This window comes from Anaerocolumna xylanovorans DSM 12503, assembly GCF_900143645.1.
Lineage (GTDB): Bacteria > Bacillota > Clostridia > Lachnospirales > Lachnospiraceae > Anaerocolumna > Anaerocolumna xylanovorans.
The window spans coordinates 22,330-34,793 of sequence record NZ_FRFD01000013.1; the positions used below are offsets into that span (position 1 = coordinate 22,330).

Annotated in this window: 10 protein-coding genes; 9 read left to right on the top strand and 1 reads right to left on the bottom strand. The window is 42.6% G+C overall.

Annotation, left to right across the window (positions count from 1 at the left end; genetic code table 11):
* Nucleotides 1-5: 5 nt before the first annotated feature.
* The 5 genes from BUF11_RS19990 to BUF11_RS20010 all read left to right on the top strand — a co-directional run bounded on the left by BUF11_RS19990 (nucleotide 6) and on the right by BUF11_RS20010 (nucleotide 7,177).
* Nucleotides 6-1,592, top strand: a complete 1,587-nt coding sequence (locus BUF11_RS19990) for a M17 family metallopeptidase (protein ID WP_073590645.1) — start codon at nucleotides 6-8, stop codon at nucleotides 1,590-1,592.
* 72 nt (nucleotides 1,593-1,664) lie between these two features.
* On the top strand, nucleotides 1,665-2,954 hold the full coding sequence (locus BUF11_RS19995; protein ID WP_073590646.1) for a glycoside hydrolase family 125 protein: 1,290 nt from the start codon (nucleotides 1,665-1,667) through the stop codon (nucleotides 2,952-2,954).
* Nucleotides 2,955-2,972: 18 nt separating this feature from the next.
* Complete coding sequence (locus BUF11_RS20000) at nucleotides 2,973-4,541, top strand: hypothetical protein (RefSeq protein ID WP_073590647.1); 1,569 nt, start codon at nucleotides 2,973-2,975, stop codon at nucleotides 4,539-4,541.
* A 2-nt stretch (nucleotides 4,542-4,543) separates the two neighbouring features.
* Nucleotides 4,544-5,959: an alpha-L-fucosidase gene (locus tag BUF11_RS20005; protein WP_073590648.1), complete on the top strand. Its 1,416-nt coding sequence runs from the start codon at nucleotides 4,544-4,546 to the stop codon at nucleotides 5,957-5,959.
* Between the two features lie 42 nt (nucleotides 5,960-6,001).
* Nucleotides 6,002-7,177 carry an MFS transporter gene (locus BUF11_RS20010; RefSeq protein ID WP_073590649.1) on the top strand — a complete coding sequence of 392 codons (1,176 nt, stop codon included), beginning with the start codon at nucleotides 6,002-6,004 and terminating at the stop codon, nucleotides 7,175-7,177.
* Nucleotides 7,178-7,337: 160 nt separating this feature from the next.
* Here the strand turns inward: BUF11_RS20010 and BUF11_RS20015 are convergent, their stop codons facing one another.
* Nucleotides 7,338-8,351, bottom strand: a complete 1,014-nt coding sequence (locus BUF11_RS20015) for a PocR ligand-binding domain-containing protein (RefSeq protein WP_073590650.1) — start codon at nucleotides 8,349-8,351, stop codon at nucleotides 7,338-7,340.
* 334 nt (nucleotides 8,352-8,685) lie between these two features.
* Between BUF11_RS20015 and BUF11_RS20020 the strand changes: the two genes are divergently transcribed.
* The 4 genes from BUF11_RS20020 to BUF11_RS20035 are packed head-to-tail and all read left to right on the top strand — an operon-like array spanning nucleotide 8,686 to nucleotide 12,461.
* Nucleotides 8,686-9,813 (top strand): glycerol dehydrogenase, encoded by a 1,128-nt coding sequence (locus BUF11_RS20020; protein WP_073590651.1) that lies wholly within the window; start codon nucleotides 8,686-8,688, stop codon nucleotides 9,811-9,813.
* Nucleotides 9,814-9,823: 10 nt separating this feature from the next.
* Complete coding sequence (dhaK, locus tag BUF11_RS25075; protein ID WP_073590652.1) at nucleotides 9,824-10,816, top strand: dihydroxyacetone kinase subunit DhaK; 993 nt, start codon at nucleotides 9,824-9,826, stop codon at nucleotides 10,814-10,816.
* A gap of 34 nt (nucleotides 10,817-10,850) precedes the next feature.
* Complete coding sequence (gene dhaL / locus BUF11_RS25080; RefSeq protein ID WP_073590653.1) at nucleotides 10,851-11,486, top strand: dihydroxyacetone kinase subunit DhaL; 636 nt, start codon at nucleotides 10,851-10,853, stop codon at nucleotides 11,484-11,486.
* A 42-nt stretch (nucleotides 11,487-11,528) separates the two neighbouring features.
* A complete protein-coding gene (locus BUF11_RS20035; protein WP_330393920.1) occupies nucleotides 11,529-12,461 on the top strand; it encodes an alpha/beta hydrolase in 933 nt (310 codons plus the stop codon).
* The last annotated feature ends 3 nt before the right edge of the window (nucleotides 12,462-12,464 follow it).

Below are 12,464 nucleotides of genomic sequence, written 5' to 3' on the forward strand. Positions count from 1 at the left end.
CGTATTTGGAGAAATCTATAATAAAAGCAGAAAGGCAGTACCGCAGGCTTTATGCCATGGGAGCCTGCATGGGAAAGACTATGAAATTTACAGAAAATAAAAGATATGAGAAAGCTTCTGATGATCTGCTGGTAATTCCCTACAGGGAGGCAGAAGAGTTAAAAGAAAGGCTTAAAAAGCTGGCAGGAGGTCCTTCACCGGTGATTTGGGAGAAGATACTCCACGTATTTGAGGGCGTGCTTAAGAGGCAGAAGAATGCCGGGCAGCAGACGGTATTTCTTAAAGAGGAAGAAGGAAGCCTTTGTGTAACTTTTCTAATGCTGGAGCAGGGAAGAAAGTCAGGGCTTGAAAGTCTAAGAGATGCTTTTTGCACCTTTGGCAGGGAGTTATCAGGGGACTGCCAGATTGTCCTGGAAGGCTTGCAGTTACCGGGCTTGCAGGAACAGGAGATTGCAGAGGCCATTGTAAAGGCCATGTACTACGGGGCTTATTCCTTTGCAGCAGAAAAGATAAAGGAATTGCCCGGAAAAAGAATCTATTCCCTTAGGGATGAGTTAAAGGAAGAAAAAAAATCCTGCATGGTTACTATTATAAACAGTACCCCATTAGGAAAAAGTCTCGCCAAAGCAGCTGATTACGGCCAGTGTATAAATTATGCCAGAATGCTTGGAGACATGCCGGCAAATTATCTTCGTGCCAAAGAGTTTTCCGGATATTTGGAGGATTTGGCCAGGGACTATGGGCTGGAATGCGAAATATTAGGAGGCCAGGAGTTAAGCGCCCTGCACAGCGGCGGAATCCTTGGGGTCAATGGCGGAAGCACAGAGGAAGCCAGACTTATTACTCTTTATTACGAAGGCCTAAAAGGAGCACCAGTGACCGCCTTAGTTGGGAAGGGAGTTATGTTTGACAGCGGCGGTTACCATTTAAAATCCCTTTCTTCTATGGATGGCATGAAATACGATATGTGCGGTGCCGCCAATATGGCAGCAGCTTTTGAAATAGCCGTCAGGCAGAAAAGCAAAAAGAACCTTCTTCTTATTATACCGGCAGTGGAGAATCTTATCGGTCCTTCTGCTTTAAGGATGGGAGATGTCATAACGACCATGTCCGGCAAGACGGTAGAGGTGTACAATACGGATGCGGAAGGGAGACTTATCCTTTGTGATGCCCTGACTTATGCAAAAAGAAAGGGAGCGAAGACGATTCTTGACCTTGCCACCCTGACCAATTCCTGCAGAAAGGCACTGGGAGATGAAATCTCTGGAATTTATTCCAATGAGGAAGCCATATGCAGGGCATTTGGGGAAACGGCAAAAATCCAGGGAGAAAAGGTATGGAGGCTTCCGCTGGATGAATGTTACCATAGGCTTTTGTACCGTACCCAGACAGCGGACCTTATAAACTATGCTCCGGAAGGCGACGGAGCCGCCAATGCAGCGGCCTGTTTCCTGGAGGAATTTATAGAAGAGGATACTGCCTGGATTCACATGGATATCGTCGGTACATCAGTAAACAGAAGTGAGAGCAGTATGCACGCAAAAGGTGCCTCCGGTATCCTAACGGCTTCTGTGGCTGCCTTTTTAGAATAAAAAAAATATTTTAAAGAGTTTAAAGAAAAGGACACTTCTGTTAAAATAGCAGCAGAAGGAGATTATCACATTATGAGACCAGAAGAAAAACAACTTAAACTAAACGAGGCAGTAACAGAAATTGCAGAGAAAATAGGAGAAAGATTTTCCGGTGAAGAAAAGCTGCATCAGACATTTCTTAACTGCTATGCCAGTACGGCAAAAACAACAACGAGATTTTTAGAAGAGGGAGAGGCCTTTGTATTTACAGGGGACATCGAAGCCATGTGGTTAAGGGACTCCTCTGCCCAGGTAGTGCATTATCTTCCCTTTGCCAGGGAATACCCTATTATCGCAGAATTTATCAAAGGATTAATCAAAAGACAGATGCGTTATATACTCATAGATCCCTATGCCAATGCCTTTAACGAAGAAGCCAACGGCAGATGCTGGGAAGTGGACATTACAGAGTCTAATCCCTGGAACTGGGAACGTAAATACGAGGTGGATTCTCTTTGCTACCCCGTCTGGCTGCTTCATGAATATTGGAAGGTTACCGGAGATGCTTCTGTTTTTACCGGTGAGGTGGAGAAGGTATTTAAAACCATTCTGGATTTGTGGAAGAGAGAACAAAATCATGAGAATGATTCTTCCTATTCCTTTGTACGCGTAAACTGCCCGCCTTCGGATACCTTGACCAGGGAAGGCCGCGGTGAGCCCTGCGGCTATACGGGAATGACCTGGTCAGGCTTTCGCCCCAGCGATGACGCCTGCCGTTATGGCTATCTGATTCCTGCTAATATGTTTGCCGCTACCGTACTGGGTTATATGGAAGAGATTGCGCAAAACATTTTTCAAGACAGTGCGCTTACAGCACAGATAGAGAAACTTCATGGAGAAATAGAGGACGGAATCCGGAAATACGGTATTATACAGCATGAGAAATACGGTGAAATCTACGCTTATGAAACCGATGGGTTTGGCAATTACAATCTCATGGATGATGCCAATGTACCAAGCTTACTGTCAATACCCTGGCTGCGCTATAAGGACGAGGAGGACAGGGTATACCAAAATACCAGAAAGTTTATATTAAGTTCTGCTAATCCGTATTATTACGAGGGAAGTAAGGCGAAAGGCATCGGAAGTCCCCACACACCAGAGGATTATATCTGGCACATTTCCCTTACCATGCAGGGACTTACGGCTGTAAGCCGGGAAGAGAAAGAAGAACTTCTTAAAGTAATTCTTGAAACCGATGCCGGCTGTCAGGTAATGCATGAGGGATTCCATTGCGGGGACCCGTCGAAATTCACCAGGGAATGGTTTGCCTGGGCGAATTCTTTATTTGCTCTCTTTGTAATGCAGGTTTATGCAGAATAAGGAAGGACAGAAATTACAATGAGGAATTATTATTTTGATACCATAATTGAAAAAGACGTTCTGGAAAATTATCTTTCCAGAGCGGTAACAGCAGCCTTTTTTGTCCATACGAAGACCTTGGAAGATGATTTAAGGGCATTAAAAAATATGGGAGTAAAGTTCATCGGCAGGGCTTCCGGAATCTGGGAACCTGATGAGGATGACGAAGAGCATTTTAGCAAGTCAAAGTACCTGGCAGACCGGGTGCATGAAATAGACCCGGATATTATCCTGCAGGCTTGTATCTTTGAAGCGGTATACCGGCACATAGAGAATTTTAAAGTACCGGCCTATGTATTTGAAGCCTTTGGGATGGAGACAGAAGACAGGGGTTTTTGCTTTGAGAAAATGCGCTTTCCCCAGAAGCCCCGGGGATTTATCTGGGGAGAGGACGGAGCACTTCCCGATATCAATGAATTAGAGACCAGGCTCTGGTTTTATTACCGTGCCACCAGATATATCGATGCAGGCTATGAGGCCCTTCATATGGGACAGATACATCTTTATACTGCCAATGACTTAGGGATGGTGAAGATGGCAGAATTAACCGGAATGATACGTGACTATGCCAGAATTCATGGGAGAAGGCATAAGGTACTCTTAGATGCCCATAGCCATGGCATCAGTATCAGGGGAAAGCTGCTTCTTGACTATCACGCCATGCCCTTTACCAGATATCCTTTACTGGACAGAAAAGGGGAAAAGCTGGTTCTTGTAAGGGAAGGCTTTAGCGAAGGAGGAGAAAATCCCAATGGATTTTGCGCAGAGGTCATGCCCTATCTGATGGAGTATGACAACTGGGGCGGCAAAGTGACAGAGGATTTTCACCGTTACTCCTATGAAGAACGGGCCTGGATGGACTGGTGGGGGTATGACCAGATTGGCTGGTTTGCGAATCAGGACGAAGAAGGTCAAAAGCACTTTTTGGAATATACCTATAAGTGGACGGCTGTTAACAATGTAAATGCCTACTTTGAAATACCGTTCAGAAGAACCCTTGATAAGGCAGCTGTATATATGAAACGGGCCGATAACGCAGCGATGGATTATCAGGATTATTACCAGATTAATGAAAAGAGTCCTGCCTGCCCTATGGGCTTTAGTCAGGAAGAAACGGTGAAAAGGCTTTGGGAAACAGGGGATGCTCTTCGTAAAAAGGCCGGAAATCCTCCGGGACTCTTAGATTACGGAGCCAAAAATGTTTATGATGAAGCCACCGGTATGAAACTGCCGGAGAAAATCGTGGTGTACGGAAGCTTTCAGCCCTTTGTGGGAGCAATAAAGAACGATTCCAACAGTGAGATTACAAGGATGTACTATATCGGGGATAATACCTATACCCTGTCGGTAGTAATGCCTTATGCCGGTGAGTACGATTATGCCGTATCCACCTATGGAACCCTTTCTGCAACCTACTGCTATGATACCTATCCCAGAAGCGGTTCCAGCAATAAAGGCTTCTTTAAGGTGGAGAAAGATAATACGGTTGTACGGTTCCGCTATCGCTTCATGGATAATCTGGTTACCATTGAAATGTTTGAGGATTGAGAATGGAAGAGCTGGATAGAGAATTGATTAAGATTGTTCCAAGTGCCAGGCAGCTTGCCCACCAGCAGCTGGAATTCTATGCTTTTATCCATTTTGGTATCAATACGGTTACCGGAAGGGAATGGGGAGACGGAACAGAGAATCCCGCAAGCTTTCATCCGGACAGGCTGGATGCGGACCAATGGGTAGGGGCGGTAAAGGCAGCCGGCATGAAGGGACTTATTCTGACTTGTAAGCACCATGACGGTTTCTGCTTATGGCCCAGCCGGTATACAAAGCATACCGTTGCGGCCAGTCCTTACAGGGAAGGAAAGGGAGACATCGTAAGGGAAGTATCACAGGCCTGCAAAAGAGGAGGCCTACAGTTTGGGATATATCTTTCGCCCTGGGACAGGAATCAGGAAACCTATGGCTTTGGAGAGGTATATAATGACTTCTTTGTCAATCAGCTCACAGAGCTTTTGACCGGTTACGGCGAGATATTTTCCGTCTGGTTTGACGGAGCCTGCGGAGAAGGAAGCAATGGTAAAAAACAGAAATATGACTGGGAAAGGTACTATAGCATTATAAGAGAATTTCAGTCTGGTGCCTGTATCAGTGTCTGCGGACCGGACATCCGCTGGTGCGGAAATGAGGCAGGGGATACCAGGCCCTCGGAATGGAGCGTGGTACCGGGAAGAACCAGTGAAACGGAGACGATTGCGGAAAAAAGCCAGCAAAAAGACCATTCTGCCTTCCGGGAGAGAAAAATTACCGCGGCAGACTTGGACCTTGGAAGCAGGAAAGTTCTGGCGGATGAGAAGGATTTCATCTGGTATCCGGCAGAGGTTAATACTTCTATCCGCCCGGGCTGGTTTTATCATAAAGAAGAGGATAAGATGGTTCGCTCCCTGTCAGAGCTGCTCTCCATCTATTACAGCTCTGTTGGCGGTAATGCCGCTTTTCTTTTGAATATACCTCCCACCGGGGAGGGACTGATTTATGAAAAGGATGTGGAAAGGCTAAAGGAACTGGGTGATTCTTTAAAGAATAGCTTTTACCAAAATCTGCTCTTAAGTGCAAGGCTTTCTTCTGACTGCCAGCTTGATGGATTTGGCATCGAACAGGTAAGAGAGGACAGTTATGAGACTTATTTTCGGACGGAGGATAAAAGAACCGCCTGTGTGATCGACCTTCAATGGGACATGGAACAGACAGTAAGATATATTGTGTTAAAGGAAAATATTACCCTTAGCCAGCGTATTGAACAGTTTAAAGTTACGGCAGAGGCAGGCAGCAGGTCTGTTACCCTTTATGAGGGAACTGTTGTGGGATATAAGCGTATCATTCCCCTTTCTGCCGTAAAGACAGGGCATATAAGGATTCATATTCTGGATGCCAGGATTGCACCTACCTTATCCTTTATTGGAGTTTATTGATTTATTTAGAAGGAAAAGAAGAAACCTAAAGGAAGCTAAGAGATGAAGAATAAGACCGTGTTATTTATAAGCTTTATGCTTATTATGATTGCTATGGGAGCCAATGACAGCCTGCGCGGTATTTTTGCCATGGTATTTACAGAACATTTCAGATTAAATGCAACACAGGTTTCCCTGATCATAACCGTCAGCTATATTGGAAATCTGGCATTTTTATTCTTAGGCGGGGCCTTTATTGACCGGTTCCGAAAGAAGCAGGTATTTATCTGTGTGCTTTTCATCTGGATGAGCGGCATCCTTTTGTTTATCCTGACGGATAACTATCTGGTATTGCTGGTAGGAATGTTCTTATGTGTGGGTGCATCTACCCTGATAAATACGACAATTAACATTCTGGTGCCGGTAATCTTTACCGCATCCCCCGGGCTGATTGTCAATGTGCTGTATTTTGTACAGGGCATCGGTACCAGTGGCAGCCAGAGCGGGATAGGAAGGATTTCTTTGAACTTTGCAGTCTGGAAGTCGGTTAATATAGGGCTTATTGTTATTGCTTTGGCGGGTCTTTTATTTCTTCTTTTTAAAGACATCCCGGATGTAAAAGGAGAGAAGAAGGCGGTATCTTACAGGGATATTATGAAAACACCGGCTTTTTTGTTCTTTACCCTGCTGTTTGGTTTTTATTTCATAGCAGAGCATGGGATACTGAACTGGCTTTTAATCTATGGCACCGAAGAGCTTAAGATGACAGCAAAAATCTCTGCAGGATACCTGTCCGTGTTTTTCGGCGGGATAACCCTGGGGCGTCTTCTTTTGGCACCGGCTGTCCAAAAGATTGGAGTTTCCAAAAGTATCGGCATATTTGCAAGTTTGGGAACTGTTTTTTATATCGCCGGAATTCTTCTTGGCGGAAAGTGGATAGTACTTCTTAGCATTTCCGGGATTAGTATTTCTATTGTGTATCCAACACTGGTGCTTATGATACGGAGTTTTTTTCGGGAAGAAGGAATTGCTACCGCCACCGGTGCTATTATAAGCCTGGCAACGGTATGTGACATATGCTTTAATGCTTTTTTTGGAAAGCTGACGGACTTAATCGGATTACGGGGCTCCTTTTACATCCTGCCTGCCAGTATGCTGATATTCTGTCTGCTCTATGTCTTATTCCTAAGCCGGGTAAAACCCACGGAGAATCTATTGATAAAGGAACGGGATCTATAGCTTTAATGAAGGAAATATTAGTTGACCTGTTCTCTCTGCTATTCCTTTCAATTATAAGGGGGTATATAAAAAGTTAACACTTTTTATATACCCCCTTATAATTGGCCGAAGTGATAAAGAGAATAAGCAGCCCGCAATAAAATACGGGAGGCTATATGGTTTAGATCTGGTTCATAATGTTGATTTTAGATATAGATGTTGTCGTAAAGTCATTCCGATACTCCAGAGGAGTTTTTTGTGTATCACGTTTAAAAACTTTAATGAAATAGCCGCAGTCATCATAACCCAAACTTTCGGCAATGGTACGAATAGACCAGTCCGTGTTATGCAGAAGCTCTTTTGCACGTTCTACTTTAATGTGGTTTACATAGTCAGAGAGGTTTCCGGTATTTTCTTTTGCAAACAGCTTACTGAAATAGCTGGGGGAAATATTGCATAGAGCAGCTATTTTAGAGAGATATATCTTTTCCTCGGGATGCTTTTTTATATAGGCATAGGCAGGTTCTAAAAGCTTATTGGATTCCTTGGCAGGGCGGTTGATAATTGTCTTTGTATTATTATAGGCGCTGTCATAAGAGTAGTCAGGGGCTTTATCTGATTTCGTTTTCTTATCTTTAGAAGTTATTTCAGTAACAGTTTTATTAAGAATAGCAACTTCTACACAATAATTGCCTATATGTAAAATCATATTAGCCAGGGCTATAATCTTTGTTAAACGCATAACAGGAAGCTGGGAATAGCTTTCCTGCAGATTGGCGTCACAGGAGATGTCTATTGTGCTGTCGATTCTATGCAGAATATGTTCGGGTTCATGTTCAGCATCTTCCGGGGCCAAAAGTACCTGTCCGGCCATAAATGCACCTAAATATAAATCGTCTACAATAATCGGGATGGCAAAATCTACAAGTCCCGCGTGGCACAGATAAATAAAGGGCTTGCGTATCCGTGCTGCTTCCAGCCCTCCATGAGAGTCGCATTTTTCACAATATCCCCCATACTTGGAGGAACGTACCTTCTTACAGAATTCGCTGCAATTACTGTGAGTAGTAAGAGGGACCCCCTTGTAATCAACAGTAATAAGCGCAAGCTCCGTAGCTTGAGAAATATCCTCCTGAATTTTTTGAAATTTAGCGGGATTAACAATTTGATGTATATCTGTTAAGGTTATTTTCAAATTTATATTCCTCCATGCAAAAATTGATTTTCATGATAGAAAAAATATTGACAGGAAAATATTATTATAATATTGCTATATATTCCGATTATATAGTGAAAGAAAGTGAAAAGTCAAGTATGTATGGGCTTGCTGCAAATAAAACCTAATTTAATGATACGAAAATTTTACATTATTAACTAAAATTTTTGACTTTTATTTTATATGAATAGATGCTATAGTCCAATGTTATTTCTTTGATGGCATGCTACAATGAAAATGTAAAAAATAACTATAAATAATTGTATATATGCATTGCAATTATACATTATAACAAATTTAAAGGAGGATATATATGAGAAAAGCATTTATTTGCCCAACAAAGTATGTACAGGGAGAAGATGAATTGTTAAATCTGGGGTATTTTGTGAAAAGCTTCGGTAAATCGGCACTTTTGATTGCTCACTCCGATGATGTAGCCAGAGTAAGAGAGAAGTTGGATGCTACTTCGGAAAAATTTCAGATCACTTTTATAGAAAGCGGGTTTAAGGGCGAATGCTCCAGAGAGGAAGTAGCAAGGCTGCAGCAAGTTGCAAAAGAGAATGGATGTGCCTGCACCATTGGATTAGGAGGGGGTAAGGCTATTGATACTGCTAAATGTGTCGCTATGGGTGAGGCCTTGATTATCTGTCCTACAATTGCAGCTACGGATGCACCTACCAGCCATTCCGCAGTCCTGTATACACCGGATGGAGTGTTTGATGACTATGCATACTTTAAACAAAGTCCAAGTGTAATTCTGATTGATACAACAATAATCGCCAATGCACCTACCCGATTTTTAGTATCCGGTATGGGTGATGCATTATCTACTTATTTTGAGGCGAGAGCAACGAAAGATTCTTATTCAAAGGTTAATGCAGGCCTGCCGTGCGGTTTCAGAGAAGGCTTATGCGAAGAAGCAAAAGGGACAAATACAGCAATTGCCTTAGCGGAATTATGTTATAAGACCCTGTTAAAAGAGGGTGAAAAAGCAAAATTTGCCTGTGACTGTAACATGGTTACCCCGGCCTTAGAAAATATTATAGAAGCCAATATCCTTTTATCCGGCTTAGGCTTTGAAAGCGGAGGGCTTGCGGCTGCCCATGCTATCCATGATGGATTGACAATGCTCCCTGGAACCCATAAATATTTCCATGGAGAAAAAGTGGCTTTTGGTACGATTGCACAGCTTGTACTAGAAAATGCACCGGAAGAAGAATTATATGAGGTATTGGATTTTTGTGTGAGAATTGGTTTGCCGGTGTGTCTGGCGGATATCGGAGTGGACTCTGTTTCCAGAGAAGAGCTAATGAAAGTAGCCCAAAAAGCGTGTGAGCCGGAGGAATCTATTTATTCCATGCCATTCCCGGTAAGTACAGAGACAGTTGCAGCTGCCATTGCTACTGCGGATGCGATAGGAAAAGCTTATAAAGCAAAATAGGAGGATGATTATGAAAAAAATTATTAACAGGCCGGAAACGGTAGTGGATGAAATGTGTAAAGGAATAGTACTGGCACATCCGGAACTAGTTTTATCTGAAAAATATAAAATCATTAAAAGGAAAAGGCTTAATAAAGATAAAGTCAGCTTAATCAGCGGCGGAGGGAGCGGGCATGAACCGGCCCATGCAGGATATGTGGGTACAGGGATGTTAGATGCCGCAGTTTGCGGGGATGTATTTGCCTCTCCTTCGACAATTCAGATATACAACGCTATCCTGGAAACACGGTCGAATAGAGGTACTCTATTAATTATTAAAAACTATTCCGGAGATTGCATGAATTTTGATGCTGCCTCTGAAATGGCGGAAGATGAAGATATCGTAGTTGAAAAAGTATATGTAAATGATGATGTGGCTGTAAAAGACAGCTTATATACAATTGGACGAAGAGGCGTTGCAGGTACTGTGTTTGTGCATAAAATAGCAGGCGCGGCAGCGGAAAAAGGAATGGATCTCTCACAGGTTAAGGCTGTAGCTGAAAAAACAATTGCAAATGTAAGGTCAATTGGGTTTGCATTCACCTCCTGTACAGTACCGGCAAAGGGGACACCAATATTTACTTTGGAAGAAGATGAAATGGAATTTGGCGTAGGCATTCATGGTGAGCCGGGAATAGTGCGTGAAAAGATTGTTCCTGCCGATGAACTTGCAGAAAAAATGGTAGAAAGAATTGTGAAGGATATTCCATATCAGCAAGGGGATGAAGTCGCACTTCTCATAAACGGACTTGGGGCATCTCCGGTTCAGGAATTGTATCTTTTGAACAACTCAGTAAGCAATGCCATAGCAAAAAGAGGGATAAAGATTTATAAAACTTTTGTAGGTAACTATATGACCTCTATTGATATGGCAGGGGCATCTGTAACCTTACTTAGACTCGATCAGGAGTTGAAGGAATTACTTGATGAGCCTTCAGATACACCCGCGATAAAGATCTGGTAATAATAAATTTGCTATTTACGAAAGGAGTTAATATATGGAAAAGTTATATGCAAGTGATATTGTTAAAATAATTGATTTAATGGCAGAGGTCATTATAGAAAATGAAGTGTACTTTTGTGAATTGGATTCTGCAGCCGGTGATGGTGATTTTGGAATGTCACTGGCAAAAGGATTTAAAATATTAAGAAGCGAATGGGCCGGGCTTTCGAAAGAAGATACCGGTTTATTCCTGAAAGACTGTGGAATGATTATAACTGAAAATTGCGGGGGAGCCTCCGGCCCGATATGGGGTTCAGCTTTTCGTAGTGCAGGGAAGTATGCGGAAGGTAAAACAGAAATCACCCTGGAAGAAATGAGTGGGCTATTGCAGAGTGCTGTTGATGGCATACAAAAAAGAGGCGGAGCAAAGCTTGGGGATAAGACTTTATTGGATGCTTTGATTCCTGCAACAGAATCCTTAAAGATAAGTGCCAAAGAAGGCGAAGATATATTGGATGCGATGAAAAAAAGTGCACGGGAAGCTGTAGAAGGTGCCGAAAAGACGAAGCTGATTGTGGCTTCAAAGGGCAGAGCAAGCTATCTGGGTGAAAGAAGCATTAATATGCCTGATGCAGGGGCAACAGCAATAGGCATTATTTTCACTTATATTGTGAATCAATTCAAGAGATAGAGTAAGGTAAAAAGTTTGCTATTGTGGCAAGGAGGAATGGTTGTGGTTTCAGGTAATCTTGATTTTAAGTCAGAGGAAGGGACAAAAATATTTGTCTATGTCTGGAAACCGGATGAGAATGTCAAAGTGAAGGGTATTGTACAGTTTGCACATGGCATGGCGGAAACAGCAAATAGGTATGAAAGATTTGCAGAGGTTTTGGTAAAGGAAGGCTTTATTGTCTATGCGAATGACCACAGAGGACACGGAAAAACAGCCGGTGATCCTGCAAAGTTAGGGTATCTTGCTGATAAAGACGGATTTGATTGGCTTGTAAAGGATATTCATCAGTTAAGCATGATCATAAAACAGGAATATCCGGATTTACCGTTGTTTTTATTGGGTCACAGCATGGGGTCTTTTGCAGTGCAAAGATACATCATGCTGTATGGTAATGATTTAAAAGGAGCAATACTGTCAGGTTCAAACGGAAAGCAGGGAATCATGCTTGGCGTAGCGAGGCTGCTAGCTGGAAAGGAAGTAAAAAAGCATGGCAGAAAAACGGCGAGTGAGAAGATGAATCAAATGTTTTTTGGCAGCTACAATAATAAATTTAAACCAAACAGAACAGAATTTGACTGGCTGACCAGAGATAAGGAAGAGGTTGACAAATATGTAAATGATCCTTTTTGCGGTACAGTATTTACCGGCGGATTCTTTTATGATTTTACATCTGGTTTAAAAGACGTTGAGAATAAGGAGAATCTAAGCCTCATACCGAAAAAATTGCCGATTTTTATTTTCTCCGGTGACAAAGACCCGGTAGGTAAATATGGCAAGGGTGTTACAAAACTTTACAATACATATAAGAAATATGGGATTAAAGATGTAACCTTAAAGCTTTATCCGGGAGGAAGGCATGAAATGCTTAATGAAATCAATAGGGATGAAGTAATGAAGGATGCTGTCGACTGGATAAATCATCATATGAGGTAATAG